This window comes from Rugamonas rubra (assembly GCF_900114705.1).
Lineage (GTDB): Bacteria > Pseudomonadota > Gammaproteobacteria > Burkholderiales > Burkholderiaceae_D > Rugamonas > Rugamonas rubra.
Genome location: NZ_FOTW01000004.1, coordinates 88,312 through 111,327, shown reverse-complemented (window position 1 = coordinate 111,327; position 23,016 = coordinate 88,312). Strand labels below are relative to the sequence as shown.

Below are 23,016 nucleotides of genomic sequence, written 5' to 3'. Positions count from 1 at the left end.
TAAAATGGCCGCAGCCGCCCAGCTCGGGCGCGCCTTCGGAGAAGCCGTTTGGACGACCATACAACGCAAGAGCACACCCCGATCTTCCAACGCATCAAGGACTACCTGCTGGCGCAAATCGCCGCCGGCACTTGGAAGGAGGGCGACGTGATCCCCTCCGAACAGGCGCTGGTCAAGCAGTTCGGCGTCTCGCGCATGACCGTCAACCGCGCCGTGCGCGAGCTCACCACCGAGCAGGTGTTGACGCGCCGCCAGGGCGCCGGCACCTACGTGGCGCAGCAAAAATACCAGGCCACGCTGCTCGAGATCAAGAGCATCGCCGACGAAATCCGCGCCCGCGGCCACGCCCACCGCTCCAGCCTGCAACTGCTCGAACGCGGCCGCGCCGGCGAGCTGTTGGCCAAGCAATTCGACCTGGCGCCGGCGCTGCCGCTGTTCCATTCGATCATCGTACACTACGAGAACGGCGTGCCGATCCAGGTCGAGGACCGCTGGGTCAACCCGCTGTGCGCGCCCGACTACATGCAGCAGGACTTCGCCAGCATCACCCCCAACGAGTACCTGATGGCGGCCGCGCCGTTGCAGGGCGCCACCTACAGCATCGAGGCGCTGGCGGCGCCGCGCGACATCGCCGAGATGCTGGCCATCGACACGCGCCAGGCCTGCCTGGTGCTCAAGCGGCAGACCCGCTCGGCCGGCCAGGTGGCCTCGATCGCCACCATGTGGCACCCCGGCCACCGCTACCAGTTCGCCGGCAGCTTCGCCTGAGGCCGGCGGCGGCGGCGGCGCCGGCGCTTGAAAGAATATTTCATTTACTTGCTTGCGATGAAATATCCTTTCAGCGCCGCCGGCGCCCGCCGGCCTAGCATATTTCGGCCGCGCCGAATCTCTCCGTTTGTCACGCCGGGCCCCGCAAAGGCGGCCTTTTCAAGGAAACTTTCAGGCCGAAACCGACCCCGTCGCGGCGCGCGAAAAGTTAACACTATAGGCAATTCTTCAATGCTATAGTGGCCCGGATCGGCCATCGGCCGGCCGCCGCTGTGGCGCGGCGACCACCACTTCGACGTTGAAAGGGAAGCTCTTGCTGCACCGTCTTTTGCCACCTCGCGCGCTGCGCCGGCCGCCGTCCGGACGCGGCCTGGCCGCCTGCGCGGTGGCCTGGGCCGTGTTCTGCCTGGCGCCCGGCGGCGCGCTGGCGGCCGAGAAGGTCAGCGTGCAGCTGCAGTGGCAGCACCAGTTCCAGTTCGCCGGCTACTACGCGGCGCAGGACCAGGGCTACTACCGCGAGGCCGGCCTCGACGTCTCGCTGCACGAGGCGCAGCCCGGCGTCGACGCGGTGCAGAAGGTGGTCGACGGCCATTCCCAGTACGGCACCGGCAGCAGCAGCCTGCTGCTCAGCCGCAGCCTGGGCCAGCCGGTGGTGGTGCTGGCCTCGATCTTCCAGCACTCCGGCGCCGCCCTGCTGCTGCGCCTGGACGCCGACGGCAAGCGGCGCCCCTGGGCCGGCAGCCGCGTCATGCTGGCCAACAACAACGAGGAGCTCACCGCCTACCTGAAGAAGCAGGGCGTGCGCCTCGACAGCCTGTTCCTGGTGCCGCACAGCTACCGCCTCGACGACTTCCTCGAGGGCAAGGTCGACGCCTACGCCGCCTACAGCACCGAGGAGCCCTTCCTGCTGCAGCACGCCAACGTCGGCTACGAGCTGGTGTCGCCGCGCGCGGCCGGCGTCGACTTCTACGGCGACAACCTGTACACCACCGAGAGCGAGCTGCGCGAGCATCCGGCGCGCGCCGCCGCGATGCGCGCGGCGACCCTGCGCGGCTGGCGCTACGCCATGGCGCACCAGGGCGAGATCGCCGACCTGATCCGCGCCCGCTACCCCAACCGGCACAGCCGCGAGCACCTGCTGTTCGAGGCCCAGGCCACCGCGCCGCTGCTCGAGCAGGAGCTCATCGAGCTGGGCTACAGCAACCCGGAGCGCTGGCGCGCCATCGCCGCCACCTACGTCGAGCTGGGCATGCTGCCGGCCGGCTTCTCGCTGCAGGGCTTCCTGTACGCGCCGGCCGAGCCGCCCGCGCTGGCGCGCTGGGCCGGCGCCGCGCTGGCCGTGCTGCTGCTGGGCGGCGGCGTCGGCCTGCTGCGCCAGCGCCGCCTGGCCGGCGCGCTGCGCCTGGCCCGCTCGCGCCTGGACGGCGCCGAGCGCGCCGCCGCCCTGGCGCTGCAGGGCGCCGGCGAAGGCGTGTGGGACTGGCAGGTGCAGCCGCGCCGGCTGAGCCTGTCGCCGCGCTACGGCGAGCTGCTCGGCTACGCCGCCGGCGCCTTCGCCCCCGGCCCGGACGACTGGATCGAGCACGTCCACCCGGACGACCGCGAGCGGGTCGAACGCGACATCGCCGGCTACCTGGGCGCGGCGGCGCGGCCGGACGGCGCCTTCGCCAGCGAGTACCGGATGCGCTGCCGCGACGGCGGCTGGAAGTGGGTGCTCGGCCGCGGCATGGTGGTCGAGCGCGACGCCGGCGGCCGGCCGCTGCGCGCCAGCGGCACGCTGAGCGACATCAGCGAGCGCCGCGCCGCCGAGGCGGCGCGCGTCTGCGCCATCGTCGACGCCACGCCCGGCGCCATGCTGGTGGCCGACAAGGCCGGCCGGGTGCGCCACGCCAACGCCGCCGCGCTGCGCTGCCTGGGCTACGCCGGCGGCGCCCTGGCCGGCCTGTCGCTCGACCAGTTGGTGCCCGACGCCATGCGCAGCAACGGCCGCGGCCGCGAGCTGTTCGCCCGGCCGCAGCTGCCCGGCCGCGTGCTGACGGCGCAGCGCGCCGACGGCAGCCGCTTCCCGGCGATGGTGCACCTGTCGCCGCTGAGCCTGGCCGGCGAGGAGCTGGCCCTGATGGCGCTGCGCGACATGACCCAGCGCAAGCGCGCCGAGGAGGCCCTGCACGCCAGCTCGGAGCGCTACCGGCTGATCGTCCAGACCGCCGCCGAGGGGGTCTGGATGACCGGCGCCGACGACCTGACCAGCTTCGTCAACCCGACCATGGCGCGCATGCTCGGCTACCAGCCGGAGCAGATGGTCGGCCGCGCCATGCGCGAGTTCATGGACGAGGAGGGCCACGCCCTGCTGCAGGAGCACCTGCGGCGGCGCGCCAGCGGCCTGGCCGGGCAGAGCGACGTGCGCTTCTTCCGCCAGGACGGCGCCTCGGTCTGGGGCCTGCTGTCGACCACCGTGGTCAACGCCGACAACGGCGCCTACGCCGGCACCCTGGCGATGGTCACCGACATCACCGCGCGGCGCCTGGCCGAGGTGGCGCTGCGCAACTCGAGCCAGCGCATGGCCTCGATCTTCAACGCCGTCAGCGACGGCCTGGTGGTGCTCAACGCCGACGGCGCCATCCTCGAGAGCAACGCGGCGGCCGTGCGCATGCTGGCCGGCGCCGCCGGCGCCCGCCTGTGGGACGGCGTGCGCGAGGACGGCAGCGCGGTCGAGCCGGCCAGCCACCCGGTGCAGCTGGCGCTGGTGTCGGGCGTCTCGGTGCGCGACGCCGTGATGGGCGTGCGCCGCGCCGACGGCGCGCTGACCTGGCTGTCGGTCAACGCCGAGCCGATCTGCGACGAGACGGCCAGCGTCACCCTGGTGGTGGCCAGCCTGACCGACATCAGCGAGCGCAAACGCAGCGCCGACGCGCTGCGGCGCAGCGAGCAACGGCTGCAGGAGATCATCCAGATGATGCCCAGCGGCCTGTTCATCAAGGACAGCGCCGGCCGCTACCTGCTGATGAACCGCGCCTGCGAGCAGCAGTTCGGCTTCGGCTTCGCCGAGCTGGCCGACGGCGACGACAGCGCCATGCACAGCGCCGAGACGCTGGCGCGCTACCGCGCCACCGACCGCAACGCCTTCGCCGGCCGCGTGCTGATCGACTTCGAGGAGCTGATCTGGAACCGCCAGCTGAACCAGCAGCGCCACCTGCGGGTGTTCAAGAAGCCGGTCTACGACGAGCAGGGCGCGCCGGCCTATTTGATCGGCATGTCGATCGACATCACCGACAGCAAGCAGGCCGAGCACGCGCTGCGCGAACTCAACGAGCATCTGGAGGAGCGCGTGGCGCAGCGCACCGAGCAGCTGGGCCAGGCCAAGCAGCTGGCCGAGGAGGCCAGCCTGGCCAAGGGCCAGTTCCTGGCCAACATGAGCCACGAGATCCGCACGCCGATGAACGGGGTGATCGGCATGGCCTACCTGGCGCTGAAGACCGACCTCGACCCGCGCCAGCGCGACTACCTGGAGAAGATCCGCTTCGCCGGCGAGCACCTGCTCGGCATCATCGACGACATCCTCGACATCTCCAAGATCGAGGCCGGCAAGCTGGAGATCGAGCAGGTCGACTTCTCGCTCGACCATGTCATGCAGACCCTGACCACGGTGGTCGCGCCGAAGGCGGCCAGCCGCGAACTCGAGCTGGTGTTCGAGCTGGCGCCGGACCTGCCGGCCATGCTGCGCGGCGACCCGCTGCGCCTGGGCCAGGTGCTGATCAACTACACCAACAACGCCATCAAGTTCAGCGAGAAGGGCCGCATCGAGATCCGCGTGCGCCAGGTGGTGGGCGACGCCGCCAGCTGCCTGCTGCGCTTCGAGGTGAGCGACCACGGCATCGGCCTGTCCGAGGCCGAGATGGACAAGCTGTTCCAGTCCTTCCAGCAGGCCGACACCTCGACCACCCGCGAGTACGGCGGCACCGGCCTGGGCCTGGCCATCTGCAAGCAGCTGGCCCAGCTGATGGGCGGCGACGTCGGCGTCGCCAGCCGGCCCGGCGAGGGCAGCACCTTCTGGTTCACCGCCCGCCTCGGCGTGGCGCACGGCAGCGTGCCGGCGCTGATCCACCAGGTCAACGACGCCGCCGCCGCCCTGCTGGCCAGCGCGCGCAGCGCCGCCGTGATGGACGCGCTGCGCCACGCCCGCATCCTGCTGGTCGAGGACAACACCTTCAACCAGCAGATCGCGCTGGAGATGCTGGAGGAGGTCGGCGCCTCGGTGTGCCTGGCCAACAACGGCGTCGAGGCCCTCGAGCTGCTGCGCCAGACCGCCTTCGACTGCGTGCTGATGGACGTGCAGATGCCGCTGATGGACGGCCTCGAGGCGACCCGCCGCATCCGCGCCGAGCCGCGCCTGGGCGGCCTGCGCGTGCTGGCCATGACCGCCACCGCCACCAGCGAGGACCGGGTGCGCTGCCTGGCCGCCGGCATGGACGACTTCATCTCCAAGCCGATCCAGCCGGCGCTGATGTACCAGACCATCGCCAACTGGCTGCCCGAGCGCGCCGCCGGCGCCGAGGCGGCGGCCGCGCCGGCGCCGGGCGCGGCGCGGCCGGCGGCCGCCTTCAAGGCCACCCTGGGCGGCGACCCGGCGGTGATCGACCTGACCATCCTGGCCAAGCTGCTCGGCTACCACCCGCAGAAGGTGCGCAAGTTCGCCTTCAAGTTCCTGCAGACCACCCAGGACGGCCTGGCCGAGATGGACACGGCGCTGGCGCGCGGCGACATCGACGCCATGCGCGCGCTGGGCCACCGCATCAAGGCCTCGGCGCGCACCGTCGGCGCGCTCGGCATGGCCGAGCTGCTGCAGGCGATGGAGGAGCTGCCGCCCGGCCCCGACGAGGCGCTGCGCGGCGGCGCCCTGCTGGCGCGCCTGTGGCCGCTGCTCGAGCAGGTGACCGAGCACGTGATGACCAACACCACCTTCGCCAACGACGACTGAGCCATGCCATCGACCACCGCCCCCACCGCCGCGGCGCAGACCGACAGCGACGCCGCCCCCGCAACGCGCGCCGCGGCGCACCCCGGCCTGTGCGTGCTGGTGGTCGACGACGACGCCTTCCAGCGCGCCCTGCTGCGCGAGCTGCTCGCCGAGCTGGGCGTGGGCACGGTGCTGCTGGCCGCCGACGGCGCCGCCGGCGTGGCCGCCTACGACGCCACCCGGCCGCGCCCGGACGCGGTGATCTCCGACCTGTGCATGCCCGGCGAGGACGGCTTCGCCCTGCTCGACGCGCTGGCCGCGCGCCGCTTCGGCGGCGGCCTGATCCTGATGTCCGGCCAGGAGACCCGGCTGCTGCAGTCGGCCCGCCTGATGGCCCAGTTCCACCAGTTGCAGCTGCTGGCGGCGCTGCCCAAGCCGGTCAGCCGGCTGGCGCTGTGCCAGGCGCTCGAACGACTGTATTGAGGCCGACGCGCGCGCCACGGGCAACGCCCCAGGGTCAGACCCTAGGGTCTGACCCTATGCTGACCCTATGCTGCCCCCATGCTCCCGCCGCAGGATCTGCCACCCGGCCGGGGCCATATCAAGCCACACCACAATAGAAACCAACTATTTATACAATCTGGCACACATTTCCGAAAAATGGGTTATTATTTCAGCCATCCCCGCCTGCCTACCTTCTTGCCACCCCTTCCAGAACATTGAATTTGCACCCATTGCCTCCATCTGCTGCCCGTAGTCCGGCAACGTTGATGGCGATTGCAGACAAGAATGGCATGATCCCCAGGCGTTATTGATCCCACACTGACCCTCATTTGAGGAAAACATGAGCGAAAATATCAAACACATTACCGATGCCTCCTTCGACGCCGACGTGCTCAAGTCCGACCGCCCAGTGCTGGTCGACTTCTGGGCCGAGTGGTGCGGTCCCTGCAAGGCCATCGGCCCGATCCTGGAAGAAGTGGCGAAAGAGTACGACGGCAAGATCCTGATCGCCAAGATGGACGTCGACGCCAACCAGGGCGTGCCGGCCAAGTTCGGCATCCGCGGCATCCCGACCTTGATCCTGTTCAAGAACGGCGTGGCGGCGGCGCAGAAGGTCGGCGCGATGGCGAAAGGCCAGCTGACCTCTTTCATCGACAGCAATATTTAAGTAAGATCGTGGACGCGGCCGGCCGAGCGCACGCCGCGTCCATGATGTAAGGCAGCACCGGCAGCGAAAAACAAGAACACAATCGGCAGCACAGGCAGCAAACTAAGACGGCGCCGCGCCCGCGACGCCATCCGATCGGCAGGGTCGCCACGGCGCCCATATTGATTAACACCACGCAGTTCCCTCCCCTACCTTTACTTCCCGTCACGGGACACTCAACACATATGCATCTATCTGAATTGAAGGCCTTACACGTCTCGGCCCTGCTGGAGATGGCGATCGGTCTGGATATCGACAACGCGGCGCGTCTGCGCAAACAGGAATTGATGTTTGCGATCCTGAAAAAGCGCGCGAAATCCGGCGAACAAATCTTCGGCGACGGCGCCCTCGAGGTGCTGCCCGACGGCTTCGGCTTCCTGCGTTCGCCCGACGCCAGCTACATGGCCTCGACCGACGACATCTACATCTCGCCGTCGCAGATCCGCCGCTTCAACCTGCACACCGGCGACTCCATCGAGGGCGAGGTGCGCACGCCGAAGGACGGCGAGCGCTACTTCGCGCTGGTCAAGGTCGACAAGGTCAACGGCGAATCGCCGGAGATGTCGAAGCACCGCATCCTGTTCGAGAACCTGACGCCGCTGCACCCGAACGAGCCGCTGCGCCTGGAGCGCGAGATGAACGGCCAGGAAAACATCACCGGCCGCATCGTCGACCTGATCTCGCCGATCGGCAAGGGCCAGCGCGGCCTGCTGGTGGCCTCGCCCAAGTCGGGCAAGTCGGTCATGCTGCAGCACATCGCCCACGCCATCACCGCCAACCACCCCGACGTCACCCTGATCGTGCTGCTGATCGACGAGCGCCCGGAGGAAGTGACCGAGATGCAACGCTCGGTGCGCGGCGAAGTGGTCGCCTCGACCTTCGACGAACCGGCCACCCGCCACGTCCAGGTCGCCGAGATGGTGCTGGAAAAGGCCAAGCGCCTGGTTGAAATGAAAAAAGACGTGGTGATCCTGCTCGACTCGATCACCCGCCTGGCGCGCGCCTACAACACCGTGATCCCGGCCTCGGGCAAGGTGCTGACCGGCGGTGTCGACGCCAACGCGCTGCAACGTCCGAAGCGCTTCTTCGGCGCCGCCCGCAACATCGAGGAGGGCGGCTCGCTGACCATCATCGCCACCGCGCTGATCGAAACCGGCTCGCGCATGGACGACGTGATCTACGAGGAATTCAAGGGCACCGGCAACATGGAGGTGCACCTGGAGCGCCGCCTGGCCGAGAAGCGGGTCTACCCGGCGATCAACCTGAACAAGTCCGGCACGCGCCGCGAGGAGTTGCTGATCAAGCCGGACCAGTTGCAGAAGATCTGGATCCTGCGCAAGCTGCTGTACTCGATGGACGAGATCGAGGCGATGGAGTTCATCCTCGACAAGATGAAGGCCACCAAGACCAACGGTGAGTTCTTCGACATGATGCGCCGCGGCGGCTAAGCCGGCCGGGCATCGACAAGGGGCGGCGTCCGCAGGGGCGCCGCCCTTTTTTATCGTCCCGCCGGCGGCCTGTCCCGAGGGTCAGACCCTGAGGGTCTGACCCTGGCTCGGCGGCCGTGGCGGGCCAGCTTGCCGCCCCCGGCAAAGCGCTGTATAATCCACGGTTGCATTAATTTAAACCCTGGCAAGTGATCGGCAATCGGGTCAAGAAGCAAGACGACCGACGAAGTGCTGTTTGGCTACCTACCCATCTAAGGCATCCCATGAAGACCGATATCCATCCAGAATACCGCGAAGTTGTTTTCCACGACCTGTCGTGCGATTTCAAATTCGTCACCCGTTCGACCATCAACACCCGCGAAAAGATCACCCTCGACGGTAAAGAGTACCCACTGGTCAAGATCGAGGTGTCGGCTGAATCGCACCCGTTCTACACCGGCAAGCACAAGATCGTCGACACCGCCGGCCGCGTCGAGAAGTTCCGTCAGAAATTCGGTTCCGTCGGTTCGAAAACCGCCATCGCAGCAGGCTAATTTCCGCCGCTTCGAACAAAAAGGCAGCCTCGGCTGCCTTTTTTTGTCTGTCGCTGTCCGCGCCCGTGTTTTCCTGCATACTGCCGTCTACCTCCCTATTGCACACTGATCGATGAAGCCAGTCCGACTTCCCGCCGCCGCCACCCTGGCCCTGCCCCGCTGGGCGCTGTTCGCCCTCGGCCTGCTCTACATCCTGCCCGGCCTGATCGGCCGCGACCCGTGGAAGAACGACGACGCCGCCAGCTTCGGCGCGATGTGGACGATGGCCCAGGGCGGCTGGCAGGACTGGCTGTGGCCCAACATCGCCGGCCTCAGCGTCACCGACGAGGGGCCGCTGGCCTTCTGGCTGGGCGCGCTCGGCATCAAGCTGTTCGGCTGGCTGCTGGGCGACGTTCTGGGCGCCCGCGTCGCCACCGGGCTGGTGTTCCTACTCGGCGTGGCCGCCGTCTGGTACGCCGCCTTCAACCTGGGCCGGCGCCCCGACGCCCAGCCGCTGCGCCTGGCCTTCGGCGGCCAGCCCGAGCCGCGCGACTTCGGCCGCACCCTGGCCGACGCCGCCGTGCTGATCTACCTGGGCAGCCTGGGCCTGCTGCTGCACAGCCACGAGACCACCGCCGAGGCGCTGCAGGTGTCGCTGGTGGCGCTGCTGGTCTACCGCGCCGTGCGCTACGTCGAGCGGGCCTCGCTGCGCAACGCCGCCCTGGTCGGCCTGGCGCTCGGCCTGCTGAGCCTGAACCGCGGCTGGCTGACGCCGGCCGCGCTGAGCCTGGCGCTGCTGCTGTGCACCCGCTTCCTCGGCCTGCCGCCGGGCCGCGCCCTGCGCGACCTGGCCGCCGCCGCCGCCGTCGCCGTGGCCATCGCCGCGCTGTGGCTGCTGCCGGCCCATCTGCTGCGGCCCTACCAGCAAACCCCGCTGGCCGGCTGGCTGGCGCTGGGCGGCGCCCAGCTGGCGCTGCCGACGGTGCTGTCGTTGAAGTTCTTCTTCCGCGTCGGCACCTGGTTCTTCTGGCCCGCCTGGCCCTTCGCCGGCTGGGCCGTGTACGCCTGGCGCCGCCAGCGCCACGTGCTGCACATCGTGGTGCCGCTCAGCTTCGTCATCATGGCCGCGCTGCTCACCCTGTTCCACCCGAATCCCGAACAGGGCCAGTTGCTGGCCCTGCTGCCGCCGCTGGCCATCATGGCCGCCTTCGGCCTGCTGACCATGAAGCGCGGCGCCATCAACGCCATCGACTGGTTCTCGGTGATGGCGCTGACCCTGTGCGCCGCCGTCATCTGGATCTTCTGGATCGCCAAGCTGACCGGCTGGCCGGCCCAGGCCGCCAAGAACGCGCTCAAGCTGGTGCCCGGCTTCAAGCCCGAGCTGGGCCTGCTGGCCTTTATCGTCGCCGCCGCCGCCACCTGCGGCTGGATCGCCCTGGTGCACTGGCGCCTGTCGCGCCAGCCGGCCGTGCTGTGGCGCGCCGTGGTGCTGTCCTCCGGCGGCCTGATCCTGATCTGGATCTTGCTGATGACGCTGTTCCTGCCGGACATGAACTACAGCAAGAGCTACGCCAGCGTGGCGCGCCAGATCGCCGACAAGCTGCCGCCCGGCGCCGGCTGCATCGAAACCAACGTCGGCCCGGCGCAGCGCGCCTCCTTCGCCTACTACGCCCACCTGCCGTTCACCGGCGTCGAGGGCGGCCGCTGCGAACTGCTGCTGCTGCAGGACAGCGTGCGCCTGCGCGACGACCGCGAGATCGCGGCGCAGCACCGTGGCAAGCAATGGCAACTGCTGTGGGAGGGCCGCCGGCCGTCCGACCGCGAGGAACGCTTCCGCCTGTACCGCCGCGCCGACTGAGCGCGGCCCACTGAGCAGAAACAACAGGGGCGGCCGCATGGCCGCCCCTGTTGTTTCTGCTTGGTCGTTCGGTTTTATTGCACCAAGGAAAACTATTGCGAATAGATAAATGTTATCATTCGACTTCGCAATTCCCAGCAATTGCGAACACCGATCCATTTGCCTTCGCGAGATGCAACATGAAAAAAACCTTCATCGCCGGCTGCGCCGGCGCGGCGCTGCTGTGCCTGTCCAACGCCCATGCCGAAAACTACTATGTCGGCGTCGGCGTCGCCGCCGTGCCGTTCAAGTTCGACGGGCCGGGCTTCGACCAAGGCAGCGACGGCCGCAAGGCCGACGCCAAGCTGTTCGCCGGCTATACCTTCGACCAGAACTGGGGCGTCGAACTGGGCTACGTCAACTTCCGCACGGCCGCCCACCAGAGCGACACCGTGGTGCCCGGCAGCAAAGCGCACCAATACGTCTCAAACCGGGGCAGCTCCCTGTATGCCGCCGCCAAGGCCCGCGTCGCCCTCGGCGCGCAACTGTCGGCCTACGGCAAGCTTGGCCTGGCGCGCAACCACTATCGCTACGACGCCAACATCAGCATCAACGCGGAGCACCACGCCACCCACGGCAGCGAAAACCGCACCGGCGTCTACGCCGCGCTCGGCCTGCAGTACCAAGTGCTGCCCAACGTCGGCCTCGGCCTGGAGTTCGAGCATTTGGGCAAAAGCTCCCAGGTCTACGGCGTGAAGAGCAACGCCGTCTCGGCCAACCTCAGCTACGCCTTCTAAGCGACGCCGCGCCGCTGGGCGCGGCTCACACCTTCATCGGCAGGATCACCATCTGCAAGCCCTCCAGATGCAGGCGGCGCTGCACCGCCAGCGCCGCCTGGTTGTGCAGGATGCGCGTCATCCAGTTGTCGGTCGAGAAGATCAGTTTGCTGGTGAAGAAGATCGCGTGCGGGAACTCCTCGCTGATCTGCTCGCACAAGCGGGTCACCTCGTCGACCGCGTCGGTGCCGAAGCCCAGGTAGGACGCCGAGGCCATGTGGTGGCTGTGGCAGAAGTCGACGAAATACTCCAGCGTCTCGGCCGCCTCGCTGCGCATCTGTTCGAGCGCGCCCTCGCCGCCGTAGGCGTGCGAATCGACGGTGCGCGCGTTGACGAACAAAAAATTCTTGAAGTGGCCGGGGAACATGCGCTGCACCCACAGCAGCGCGTGCAGCCCGCCGCCGCGCGAGGTGCCGACGATGAACACGGCGGTCTGGTCGTCCGGCTGCGGCTCGACCGGCTCCGGGTTGGGGCCGAAGGGCTGGCTGGCGAACACCTCGTCGACCGAGTGGATGGCCTGCTTGGTCTGCTGGTAGTGCTTGCGCACGACGATGCACAGGCCGGCGATGGCGGCGATGATGACGATGGTGGCCCAGCCGCCGCCGGCGAAGCGCTCGACCAGCAATATCGCCAGGATGCCGGCGCAGATGACGAAACCGGCCGCCGACAGCATCAGCCGGCGCAGCCAGTGCGTGCCACGGCGGCGGTTGCGCGCCCAGTACAGGCACAGGCCGAACAGCGAGATGGCGAAGGTCAGGAACACCGAGATCGAATACAGCACCACCAGCAGGGTCACGCTGCCGCCGGTCCAGAACAGGATGGCCAGTGCGGCCAGGCCCATCACCAGGATGCCGTTCTGCGTCACCAGCCGGGTCGACAGGTAGCGGAACTTGTGCGGCACCCAGGAGTCCGCCGCCATGTTCGACAGCACCGACGGGCCGCCGAGGAAGCCGGTGTTGGCGGCGACGAACAGCAGGCCGGCCTCGAAGGCCAGCACCACCACCAGCAGCACCTGGTTGAGCAGCGGCCCGCCCAGGCCCATGCTGGCGATGATGGTCTTGAAGGTCGAGGCGTTGAGGGTCTCGCCGGCCACCGGCTTGGCGTCCCACAGCAGGTACAGCAGGATGATGCCGCCGGCCGTGAAGGCCAGCGACAGCGCCATGTACAGCATCGTCACCTTGCCGGTGCGCACGCGCGGCTCGGCCAGCAGGTTGACGTTGTTCGACACCGCCTCCAGCCCGGTGTAGGTGCCGCCGCCCTGCGAATAGGCCAGCAGCAGCATGCCGGCCACGCCGGTCCAGCCGATCTGCGTGGCCAGCTGGCCGGTCTCGGCCAGCGTGGTTGGCACCAGCTCGGGCAGGTGCGAGGCGTGGGCGACAATGCCGTAAACGATCAACACCAAATGGGTGGCGACGAAGCCGAGGAAGATCGGCAGCAGGATCTGGATCGCCTCCTTCAGGCCGCGCAGGTTCATCACGATCAGCAGGCCGATGAAGAAGGCCTCGGCCCACAGCTTGTAGGGCTGGAAGCCGAGCGGCAGGAAGGAGGCCAGCGCGTCGACGCCGGAGGCGATCGAGATGGCGATGGTGAGCACGTAGTCGAGGATCAGGGCGCAGCCGGAGATCAGGCCCATGTAGGGGCCGACCAGGCGCGTGGCGACGCGGTAGCCGCCGCCGCCGGTGGGGAACAGCTCGATCACCTGGTTGTAGGCCAGCGCGATGATGAACACCGTGACGGCGGTGGCGATGGCCATGTACAGGCCGAGGTGGGTGTGGGCGCCGAGCGCCTTGAAGGTCTCCTCCGGGCCGTAGGACGAGGAGGACAGGCCGTCCGCGCCGAGGCCGACCCAGGCCAGAAAGGCCACCAGCGCCATCGAGTGGCGGGTTTCGCTCTTCATCGGGTCGAGCGGCTTGCCGAGGATGATCTCGCGGATCTTGCTGTTGTTCATGCGGGAACGCCGGACCTGCCGGCCGTTGCGGGGGGGGGAGCAGAGATGATACCCGCTTCGCCCGGGCCTGGAATGTTTGCACAAATATAAAAATTCCGAACCAGGGTTGCCGGATGCGGCTAAATCAGTGATAATGCCAGTCGCGTTGCCCGAGTGATGGAATTGGTAGACGTAGCGGACTCAAAATCCGCCGCCGCAAGGCGTGCCGGTTCAAGTCCGGCCTCGGGCACCACCAAACACCGACAGACGGCCCTCAGCGATGAGGGCCGTTTTGTTTTGTGGCGCGCTGCCGCAAACGCCCCCGCCGTTTGGCCGCTCGGCGCCAGCAAACTCCGCCTACCGTACGCAGCACGTATGCCTACGATCACTCCTGCCGCCAGCCGGGCACATTGACGTAATACTTTGTCGCCTTGCCTATGCCGCGCGAGATCAGCGCGCCGTTGCCCAGCAAGTCGCCCAAGTCCCGTGTCGCGCTCGCCTTCGACGTGCCCGTGATCTTGCAATACTTCTCCGCCGTCAAACCGCCGAGGAAGCCGCCGTCGCCGGCGTCGAGCAGCTTGCGCAGCGCTTTGCATTGCCGCTCATTGAAACGATGCGCCGCGTGCGCGGCCCAAAAACGCGCCTTCTCCAGCGCCCGGTCGATCACCGCCTCGGACTTGACGCAGGCCTCGGAAAACTGGTCGGCGAACCACCGCACCCATGCCGTCACATCGCCGTCGCCCCGCTGCGCCGCATTCAGCGCCGCATAGTAGGCCTTGCGATTCTGCTCCAGTTGGTGCGACATGCAGTAGATCCTGGTCCCCGAGCGCGCGTCCTGCGCAATCGCCATATCCATGATCGCGCGGCCGATCCGGCCGTTGCCGTCCTCGAAGGGATGTATCGCCTCGAACCACAGATGCGCGATGGCCGCGCGCACAATGCCGTCCTCGCCGCCAGACGCATTGAACCATGCCAGGAAGCGCGCCATCTCGGCCGGCACGCGGCGAGAGTCCGGGGCGAGGTAATGCACCTGCTCATGTCCGGGACGGCCACTGACGATCTGCATCGCATCGCTAAAGCTGCGAAATTTCCCCACCTCGATATGCTGGATACCGGAAGTACCACCAGGGAAAAGCGCCGACTGCCAGCGGCACAAGCGATCCGCGTCCAACGCAACGGTATAATTGTGCAAGGCGTCCTGCATCACGTCGACCAATCCATCAATATGCCGCGACGACTGGCCGGCACTCGCGATGCCCAGCATGCGCATGACCGACGAACGCACCTGCTCGACATCGAGCTGCTGCCCCTCAATCGCGGCGGTCGCGACAACCTCCCCCACCCAGATGTCGTTGACCACCTGGGCGAATGCGTCGGCGGCCAAGCCGACCGCCTGCGCCTTGCCGAGCACCCGCCCCTGTTGCAGCCGCGCCCGCGCCAAGGCGTCGGCCAAGGCCTGAGTGTCATAGGTCCAGGCGGGCCAGGTCGGCAGTTGCCACACATAGGCATTGCCAGGAGAGGTAGCCATAGTCAATTCACATCAATTTATGAGCCGTATTTCGAGTATATACGGCTCACACCAACGCAGCCTGCTGTGTTGTCGTGTTGCCTTCAGTGCAGCGCCTCGTCACGGTAGACTTCCTTGCCGCCCACCACGGTTTGCAAGACCTTGATGTTGGCGATGTCCTCGGCCGGGATGGTGAAGAAGTTGCGGTCGAGGACGATCAGGTCGGCCAGCTTGCCCACCTCCAGCGAGCCGGTTTGCGCCTCCTGGCGCAGCGTGTAGGCGGCGTTGATCGTGATGGCGCGCAGCGCGGCGGCGCGCGGCAGGCCGGGCTGGGCGCCGAGCCGGCCGGCGAACTCGGCGCCGGCGTCCGGCGCCGCCGTGCGCGTCACGCCGACCTTCAGCGCGAACCACTGGTCGAGCGCGTCGACCGGCCAGTCGCTGCCGAAGGCGACACGGGCGCCGGCGTCGAGCAGCAGCGCCTGCGGCTCGACCAGGGCGTAGCGCTGCGGCCCCATGTACGGTTGCAGCGCGCCCACCGTGTCCGGCGCCGGCTTGGCCCACTGGAAGGACAGCACGGCGGTGGTGTCGAGCGCGGCGAAGCGGGCCAGGTCGGCCGGGTCGACGATCTCGTCGTGCGCCAGCGCCGGCCGCGCGGCGCGGCCCTCCGGCGTGGCGCGCAGCGCGGCGATGGCGTCGAGCGCCTGGCGCACGGCGCCGTCGCCGTCGACGTGGATGTGCGGGTCGATGCGCGCCCGGGCCAGCTCGCCCAGCACGCCGCGCAGCGCGGCCGGCGCGAAGTAGGCGGCCGGTCCGGTGCTGTCGCCCGGCACCCAGTGCGGCTGCTGCGGCGTGCCCTTGTCGACGTAGTAGGGCGCCAGCATGGTGCCGCTCAGCGCCGGCGCGGCGATCACGCCGTCCATGAACAACTTGGCGTGGCGCACCTGCATCGACGGCGCGACGCGGGTCGGCCCCTGGTCGTAGCGGCGCGCCTGCGCCAGCAGCGCGGCCACCGCCTTGGCCGGCGCGGCGCCCTGCTCCGGCGCGATCAGCACGGCGAAGTGGCCGCGCGCGCTCAGCTCGCCGCGCCGCTGCAGCTGGCGGAAGGCGGTCATGGTTTCCGGGTCGGTGTAGGCGTCGAGGAAGCTGGTCACGCCCTGGCGGCGCATGGCGGCCAGCGCGGCGCGCGAGGCGGCCAGGTTCTCGGCCGGGGTCAGCGGCGGCAGGTGCTGCATCACCAGCTCCTGGGCGGCGTCCTCCAGCAGGCCGCTGGCCTCGCCGCCGGCGTCGCGCACGATCTTGCCGGCCACCGGGTCGGGCGTGTCGCGGCCGATGCCGGCCAGCTCCAGCGCGCGGCGGTTGACCAGCGCCGAGTGGCCGAAGGACGAGCGCACCACCACCGGGCGCGCGGTGTTCAAGGCGTCGAGCGTGGCGGCGCTGGTGGCCACGCCGTCCGGCTGCATGCCCTGCTGGAACCAGTTGACCACCACCAGCCAGCGCTTGGCGTCGGCGCCCTTGTCCCGGTCGAGGCAGGCCTGGATACGCGCCTGGAACTGCGCCACCGTCAGCGCGGCGTAGTTCAGATTGCAGTTGAGCAGACGCGCGCCGCCCGATTGCGGATGCATGTGGCCGTCGACCAGGCCGGGCATCAGCATGCGCCCGCCCAGGTCGACCACCTTGCTGCGCTTGCCGATGTGGGCGGCGGCGCCGGCGTCGTCGCCGACGTAGACGATGCGTCCGCCACGCACCGCCAGCGCTTGGCGCACGCTGTCGTGCGCGTCGACGGTGTAGACGTAGCCGTTGCGGTAGACCGTGTCGGCGGCCGGCGCGGCGCCGGCGGCACTAGCGGCGCTGGCGGCCAGCAGCAAGGACAGGGTGGCGGCGTTGCGCAGCGTGCTAGAGGTCATGCAAAATCCCTTCGGGCCGGTGGATGGAATCGGGGCGTACCGCCGTGAGTGTAGCCGGCCGACGCGGCGCGGTGTTCAACTTTTGCCGGCCGGCGCGCCGCGGCGCCGGCCGCAACGACGAAGGGCCGCGGCGCTGACGCGCCGCGGCCCTTCCCCTTGCTGCCGATGACTTGGCGCTGACTTGGTCCCTACCTGGCGCTTACTTGGCCTTGCGGCGGCGGGCGACGGCGCCCACCAGGCCCAGGCCGGCCAGCAGCATGCCGTAGGTTTCCGGTTCCGGCACGGCGGTGGTGATGTTGAAGTTGCCCGAGTAGCTGGCCGAGCTGCCGGCGAAGCCGGAGACCTGCAGCGTCAGCGGGCCGCTCAGCGAGATGTTGCCCAGCCGCGCCTTGCTCTCGCCGTCCTCGTTGCTCAGCTTGAGTGCCTTGTGGTTCAGCGACACGCTGCTGAACTGGATCTGTTCGGAATCGAAGCCGTAGAAGTTGATGACGCCGCCGTTGACCTTGAACTCGCCGTCCAGCACCGGGCTGAAGGTGTAGGTGTCGGAGAAGTAGTTGCCCTCCATCGGCGTCGGCTGGCTCAGGTTGAAGCTGCCGGTCCACTGATGGGGATTGCTCTTCGACTGGTGCAGTTCGACGGTGTAGTCTTTTGCCATCGCCGACGAGGCGAAAACGGTGCTCAGAACAAGTGCGAGTACGCTGGATTTCATTATTTGTTTCCCTAAAAGTAAAAAAGATCTCAGAATGGCATCGGGCCGGCCGACTTGATACTTGCTCGCCGAATAATAGTGATAATAAATTGACACTAGACATTCGGAAATAGTCCATTTGGACTGAATTGCCCCCCCACCCCTTGCCGACGCCGCCGCGCCATAGTGAAATGCTTGACATGAACCAGACCATCATTCTGATCGACGACCACTCGCTGTTCCGCGCCGGCCTGCGCCTGATGCTGGCCGAGGCGCTCGGCGGACTCGACGTGCGCGAGGCGGCCTCGCTCGACGAGGCGCTGGCCGGCGCGCGCGACTCCGCCGCGCCGCAGCTGGTGCTGCTCGACATCCAGCTGCCCGGCGTAAACGGCCTGGACGGCATGGCGCTGATCCGCCGCCGCTGGCCCGACTGCGCCATCATCGTGCTGTCGGCCGACGCCGCCAGCGGGACCGCCCACGACGCGCTGGCGCGCGGCGCCGCCCGCTTCGTCTCCAAGGCCGAGCCGGCCGGCGCCATCCTGGCCGCCATCAGCGCGGTGCTGCGCGGCGAGGCCGGCGCGCCCCTGCCGCCCGGCGCCGGCGAGCGCGGCGAGCAGCTGCGCCTGACGCCGCGCCAGTGCGAGGTGCTGGCGCTGATCTGCCAGGGCCTGTCGAACAAGCTGATCGCGCGGCGCCTGAACCTGTCGGAGAACACCGTGCGCGGCCACGTCCAGGCGCTGCTGGCGCTGCTGGGCGTGGTCAGCCGTTCCGAGGCCGCCTTCGCCGCGCGCAGCCGGGGGCTGGTTGGCTAGCCCGGCCGGACCGGCGGCCGCCGCCGACACCGAGCGGCTGATCCGCGCCGAGCAGGCGCGCCTGTTGATGGGCAACATGGGCAGCTCGCTGCTGCCGGCCATTGTCGTCGCCCTGCTGCTGGTCTACACGCTGGCCACGCCGGACAACGCCGTCGCGCTGCGCCTGTGGTGCGGCGCCGTGATCGGCTCGAAGGTGTTCGCCAGCTGGGACGCGCGGCGCCTGCTGCGCGCGCCCATCCTGCCGGAGCACGCCGACCGGCTGACGCGCCGGCTGATCGTGCTCAACGCCGTCGACGGCGCCGCCTGGGGCGCGCTGGCCTTCGCCGGGCTGGACCCGGCGTCGGCGGCCAACAGCATCCTGGTGGTGGCGGTGCTGGCCGGCATCGTCGGCAACTCCATGTCGCTGCTCTCGCCGGTGCTGCCGGTGTTCGCCGTGTTCTGCGTGTTCGAGTTGGGCGCCTTGGCGGCCAAGGTGTGGTCGCTGGGCGACCTGGCCTTCCAGGCGCTGGGCATGGCGGTGCTGGTCTACCTGATGAGTTTGCTCAGCCAGGGCCGCAACAGCTCGCGGGCGGCGCGCGCGGCGATCCAGCTGCGCTTCGACAACATCGAGCTGATCGACCAGCTGCGCGTCGAGAGCGACAAGGCGCAGCGGGCGCTGCGCGCGGCCGAGCAGGCCAACCTGGCCAAGTCGAAGTTCCTCGCCGCCGCCAGCCACGACCTGCGCCAACCGATCCACGCCCAGGGCCTGTTCCTCGAGGTGCTGGCGCGCTCGCCGCTGACGCCGGCCCAGCACGAGGTGCTGGCCAGCGCCCGCTCGGCCTCCGAGGCCTCGGCCAGCATGCTGCACACGCTGCTCGACTTCTCGCGCATCGAGGCCGGCGTGGTCGAGGCGCACCCGGCGCCGTTCCGCCTGCAGCCGTTGCTGGCCAAGATCGAGAGCGAGCTGGCGCCGCAGGCCGACGCCAAGGGCCTGATCTACCGCACCCGCGACAGCGAGCTGGTGCTGCAGTCGGACCCGGCGTTGGTCGAGCTGGTGCTGCGCAACCTGGTGTCGAACGCGGTGCGCTACACCGAGCGCGGCGGCATCCTGGTCGGTTGCCGCCGCCACGCCGGCGCCGCCGTGGTCGAGGTGTGGGACACCGGCATCGGCATCGCCGCCGGCCAGCAGCAGGAGATCTTCCAGGAGTTCCACCAGCTCGGCAACCCCGAGCGCGACCGCCAGAAGGGCCTCGGCCTGGGCCTGTCGATCGCCCGCGGCCTGGCGCGCATCCTCGAGGCGCCGCTGGCGCTGGCCTCGCGGCCGGGGCGCGGCAGCGTGTTCCGCCTGACCCTGCCGCTGGCCCTGCGGGCGGCGCCGGCCGAGGCGGACGAGGCGGCGCCGCAGCAGCTGCGCCCGCTGGCGATGCGCGTGCTGCTGATCGACGACGACGCCATCGTCCGCGCCAGCATGCAGGCCCTGCTGCGGGAATGGGGCTGCGACTGCGCCGCCGCCGACGGCGTCGAGCAGGCGCTGGCGCTGGCGCCGGAGCTGCGCCCCGAGCTGATCGTCAGCGACTACCGGCTGCGCGGCCAGCACACCGGCGCCGAGGCGATCGCCGCGCTGCGCCAGCAGGCCGGGCGCGCGCTGCCGGCCCTGCTGATCACCGGCGACACCGCGCCGGTGCGCCTGCGCGAGGCGCGCAACAGCGGCGTGCCGCTGCTGCACAAGCCGGTGGCGCCGGCCCAGCTGCACCGCGAGCTGGCGCGCATCGCCGCCGCGCTGGAGGCGGCGCCGGCGCCGGCCGGCCCGGCATGACAAAAGTCACCCGCCGGCGCTGATCCGCATCACTACCGGGAAGCGGCGCCGGCGTCGACAATGGCACCAGTGCATCCAGCACACACCCCACTTGGAGCCACCCATGTCGCACACCACCCGCCCCACCCTGCTCGCCCGCGCCCTCGGCCTGGCTTTCGGCCTGACCCTGGCCCTCGCCGGCCCGGCCCGCGCCGCCGCCGCGCACGACTACCTGCCCGACTACCAGCGCATCGAGGCGGCCAGCTGGCAGGCCGACGTCGCCACCCTGGGCGCCGTCAGCGGCGAGTTGAACGCGCTGGCCGGCGACGGCGCCGAGGCCGAGCTGGCCGCCGCCTACGCCGACTACCGCCTGGCCAACGCCGGCCTGGCCGACGCCAAGCGCAACGACGCGGCGATCGGCGCCGCCCTCGAGCGCGCCCGCCTGCGCCTCGAAGGCCTGGCCGGCCGCGCCGAGCCGCAGCAGGCCGAGGCGCTGGCCATGCTGGCCGGCGTCTACGGCCTGCAGATCTCGCGCAGCCCGCTCAAGGGGCCGCTGCTCGGCGTCAAGGCCAACCAGGCCATCGCCGAGGCGCTGCGGCTGGCGCCCGAGCAGCCGCGCGTGCGCCTGTTCGCCGGCATCTCGCGGCTGTACACGCCGGCCCTGTTCGGCGGCGACCGCGCCCTGGCCCTGGCCGACTTCGACAGCGTCATCGCCCACCTGCCACGGGCCGAGGCCTCGGCCGCCAACTGGGGCCTGAACGACGCCCTGCTGTGGCGCGCCGTCGCCCTGAAGGCGGACGGCCGGCGCGACGAGGCGCGCGCCAACGTCCAGCAGGTGCTCGACGCCGCGCCGCAGCACGGCTGGGCCAAGCGCTTGCTGGCCGGCCTGCGCTGAACCGATTGGCGCGGCGGCGCCGGCGCCGCTACAATGCCCCCCATTGCCATCCAAACAAGACGGCCCGCGCGCCGCCGTCGCCACCTCGAAAGCCCGCATGCGCTTGACACTGCTGCCCTCCACGCCGGAAACCGGCCGCACGCCCTACCTCTGGCTGGTCTACCTGGGCATCTACGTGGTCCCCTATTTCCTGCGGCCGCACAGCGCCTTCCAGCTAGCCCTGGCCGCCGCCACGCTACCGCTGTTCCTACTGCTGTACTTCCGCGGCTACTGGCTGGACGGCGCCGCCCTGTGGCGCAACGCGCTGATGATCACCGCGCTGGGCATGTTGTCGGCGCCGCACAACCCCGGCGCGGCGGTGTTCTTCATCTACAGCGCCTGCGCCGGCGCCGGCTTCGAACGGCCGCGCCAGGGTTTCCTGCTGGTCGCCGCCAACGTGCTGCTGGGCGCGCTGACCGCCTGGCTGCTGCAGCCGCGGCAGACCTTCCTGTTGCAGGTGCTGGTCCTGCCGGTGTTCATCGCCGGCCCGCTGATCCACTTCCACGAGAGCCGGCGCGCCGCCGGCCGTTTGCTGCGCAAGCAGGAGGAGGTCGAGCACCTGTCGAAGATCGCCGAGCGCGAGCGCATCGCGCGCGACATGCACGACGTGCTCGGCCACACCCTGTCGCTGATCGCCCTGAAGAGCGAGCTGGCGCGGCGCCTGGTGGCGAGCGAACCGCAACGCGCCGAGGCGGAGATGCGCGAGGTCGAGGACAGCGCGCGCGACGCGTTGCGCCAGGTGCGCCAGGCCATCGTCGGCTACCGCAGCGCCGGCCTGCCCTTCGAGCTGGCCCAGGCCGACAAGGCGCTGCAGACGGCCGGCGTGGCGCTGCAAACGCGGATCGAGCCGCTGGCGCTGCCGGCGGCGGTGGAGAACGTGCTGTCGCTGGCGCTGCGCGAGGCGGTCACCAACATCGTGCGCCACGCCGGCGCCAGCACCTGCCACATCGCGCTGCGCCAGGCGGACGGCCGGGTGCACTGCGACATCAGCGACAACGGCGCGGCGGCCGCGCCGGTCGTGCCGGGCAACGGCCTGCGCGGCATGCGCGAGCGCGTCGAGGCGCACGGCGGCGCCATGGCGCTGGCGGCCGGCCCCGGCCTGCGGCTCAGCCTCTCGCTGCCCGCCACGGCGGCGCTGCCATGAGCGGCGCCACGCCGAACCAGGCGCCGCCGCGCGCGGCCGAACCGAGCGCGGCCCGGCCTGGCGAGGCCCGGCCTAGCGAGGCCCGACCGATCGCGGCCCGACCGATCCGCATCCTGATCGCCGAGGACCAGGCGCTGGTGCGCGGCGCCCTGGCCGCCCTGCTGGCGCTGGAGCCGGACTTCGTCATCGCCGGCCTGGCCGGCGACGGCGCCGAGGCGCTGCGCCAGATCGCCGAACTGGCGCCGGACATCGTCCTGTCCGACATCGAGATGCCCGGCATGGGCGGGCTCGAGCTGGCCCAGCAGATCCGCGCGCAGAACCGGCGCGCCCGCGTCATCATCGTCACCACCTTCGGCCGCGCCGGCTACCTGCGCCGCGCCCTCGACGCCGGCGTGGCCGGCTACCTGCTCAAGGACGCGCCGGCCGAGGCGCTGGCGCGGGCCATCCGCACGGTGCACGGCGGCGGCCAGGTGGTCGATCCCGAGCTGGCGGTGCAGTCCTGGGGCCAGCGCGATCCGCTCACGGCGCGCGAGCGCCAGGTGCTGCAGCTGGCCGCCGACGGCGCCGGCTCGCTGGAGATCGCCCGCATCGCCTGCCTGTCCGAGGGCACGGTGCGCAACTACCTGTCGGAGGCGATCAGCAAGCTGGGCGCGGCCAACCGCACCGAGGCGGCGCGCATGGCGCGCGACCAGGGCTGGCTGTAAGGCGGGATGGCGAGGACGGGGATGGCGTCGCGGAGTGCCGCTTGCGGCGGGCGG

The 23,016-nt window shown here is 69.8% G+C and carries 16 protein-coding genes, 1 tRNA gene and 1 pseudogene; 14 read left to right on the top strand and 4 right to left on the bottom strand.

Annotated features, from left to right (window positions below; all coding sequences use genetic code 11):
• Positions 1 to 48: 48 nt before the first annotated feature.
• The 8 genes from hutC (at position 49) to BM252_RS00475 (ending at position 11,529) form a co-directional block, all read left to right on the top strand.
• Positions 49 to 768, top strand: a complete 720-nt coding sequence (gene hutC, locus BM252_RS00510) for a histidine utilization transcriptional repressor HutC (RefSeq protein ID WP_093382161.1) — start codon at positions 49 to 51, stop codon at positions 766 to 768.
• Positions 769 to 1,081: 313 nt separating this feature from the next.
• A complete protein-coding gene (locus tag BM252_RS00505; protein ID WP_217429853.1) occupies positions 1,082 to 5,746 on the top strand; it encodes a PAS domain S-box protein in 4,665 nt (1,554 codons plus the stop codon).
• Positions 5,747 to 5,749: 3 nt separating this feature from the next.
• Entirely contained in the window at positions 5,750 to 6,208 is a 459-nt protein-coding gene (locus BM252_RS00500) for a response regulator (RefSeq protein WP_093382155.1), read from the top strand.
• Positions 6,209 to 6,569: 361 nt separating this feature from the next.
• Positions 6,570 to 6,896: a thioredoxin TrxA gene (trxA, locus tag BM252_RS00495; RefSeq protein ID WP_093382153.1), complete on the top strand. Its 327-nt coding sequence runs from the start codon at positions 6,570 to 6,572 to the stop codon at positions 6,894 to 6,896.
• A 224-nt stretch (positions 6,897 to 7,120) separates the two neighbouring features.
• The gene (rho, locus tag BM252_RS00490) at positions 7,121 to 8,383 is read left to right on the top strand and encodes a transcription termination factor Rho (protein ID WP_093382150.1); all 1,263 of its coding nucleotides are present in this window, start codon (positions 7,121 to 7,123) and stop codon (positions 8,381 to 8,383) included.
• Positions 8,384 to 8,646: 263 nt separating this feature from the next.
• Positions 8,647 to 8,916 carry a type B 50S ribosomal protein L31 gene (locus BM252_RS00485; RefSeq protein ID WP_093382148.1) on the top strand — a complete coding sequence of 90 codons (270 nt, stop codon included), beginning with the start codon at positions 8,647 to 8,649 and terminating at the stop codon, positions 8,914 to 8,916.
• Between the two features lie 112 nt (positions 8,917 to 9,028).
• Positions 9,029 to 10,753 (top strand): ArnT family glycosyltransferase, encoded by a 1,725-nt coding sequence (locus BM252_RS00480; RefSeq protein ID WP_093382145.1) that lies wholly within the window; start codon positions 9,029 to 9,031, stop codon positions 10,751 to 10,753.
• Between the two features lie 179 nt (positions 10,754 to 10,932).
• Positions 10,933 to 11,529, top strand: a complete 597-nt coding sequence (locus BM252_RS00475) for a porin family protein (RefSeq protein ID WP_093382142.1) — start codon at positions 10,933 to 10,935, stop codon at positions 11,527 to 11,529.
• 25 nt (positions 11,530 to 11,554) lie between these two features.
• Here the strand turns inward: BM252_RS00475 and BM252_RS00470 are convergent, their stop codons facing one another.
• Positions 11,555 to 13,516 carry an APC family permease gene (locus BM252_RS00470; RefSeq protein WP_093382139.1) on the bottom strand — a complete coding sequence of 654 codons (1,962 nt, stop codon included), beginning with the start codon at positions 13,514 to 13,516 and terminating at the stop codon, positions 11,555 to 11,557.
• Positions 13,517 to 13,663: 147 nt separating this feature from the next.
• On the opposite strand from BM252_RS00470, the gene BM252_RS00465 reads away from it, so the two are divergent.
• Positions 13,664 to 13,748, top strand: a tRNA-Leu gene (locus BM252_RS00465).
• Between the two features lie 132 nt (positions 13,749 to 13,880).
• Here BM252_RS00465 and BM252_RS00460 read toward each other — a convergent pair.
• The 3 genes and pseudogenes from BM252_RS00460 to BM252_RS00450 all read right to left on the bottom strand — a co-directional run.
• A complete protein-coding gene (locus tag BM252_RS00460; RefSeq protein WP_093382137.1) occupies positions 13,881 to 15,023 on the bottom strand; it encodes a DUF4172 domain-containing protein in 1,143 nt (380 codons plus the stop codon).
• Positions 15,024 to 15,106: 83 nt separating this feature from the next.
• The gene (locus tag BM252_RS00455; protein WP_093382134.1) at positions 15,107 to 16,906 is read right to left on the bottom strand and encodes an amidohydrolase; all 1,800 of its coding nucleotides are present in this window, start codon (positions 16,904 to 16,906) and stop codon (positions 15,107 to 15,109) included.
• 199 nt (positions 16,907 to 17,105) lie between these two features.
• Positions 17,106 to 17,585, bottom strand: a pseudogene (locus tag BM252_RS00450) (FxDxF family PEP-CTERM protein); the annotation flags it as partial.
• Between the two features lie 209 nt (positions 17,586 to 17,794).
• On the opposite strand from BM252_RS00450, the gene BM252_RS00445 reads away from it, so the two are divergent.
• From BM252_RS00445 to BM252_RS00425, 5 genes are all read left to right on the top strand, one after another.
• Positions 17,795 to 18,406, top strand: a complete 612-nt coding sequence (locus BM252_RS00445; protein ID WP_245774013.1) for a response regulator — start codon at positions 17,795 to 17,797, stop codon at positions 18,404 to 18,406.
• Positions 18,399 to 20,201, top strand: coding sequence for an ATP-binding response regulator (locus BM252_RS00440; protein WP_245774012.1), 1,803 nt, complete (start codon positions 18,399 to 18,401; stop codon positions 20,199 to 20,201). Before BM252_RS00445 ends, BM252_RS00440 begins: the two co-directional genes overlap by 8 nt.
• A 103-nt stretch (positions 20,202 to 20,304) precedes the next feature.
• On the top strand, positions 20,305 to 21,075 hold the full coding sequence (locus BM252_RS00435) for a tetratricopeptide repeat protein (RefSeq protein ID WP_093382124.1): 771 nt from the start codon (positions 20,305 to 20,307) through the stop codon (positions 21,073 to 21,075).
• Positions 21,076 to 21,118: 43 nt separating this feature from the next.
• Positions 21,119 to 22,258 carry a sensor histidine kinase gene (locus BM252_RS00430; protein ID WP_093382121.1) on the top strand — a complete coding sequence of 380 codons (1,140 nt, stop codon included), beginning with the start codon at positions 21,119 to 21,121 and terminating at the stop codon, positions 22,256 to 22,258.
• Positions 22,255 to 22,962: a response regulator transcription factor gene (locus BM252_RS00425; protein ID WP_093382118.1), complete on the top strand. Its 708-nt coding sequence runs from the start codon at positions 22,255 to 22,257 to the stop codon at positions 22,960 to 22,962. Before BM252_RS00430 ends, BM252_RS00425 begins: the two co-directional genes overlap by 4 nt.
• The last annotated feature ends 54 nt before the right edge of the window (positions 22,963 to 23,016 follow it).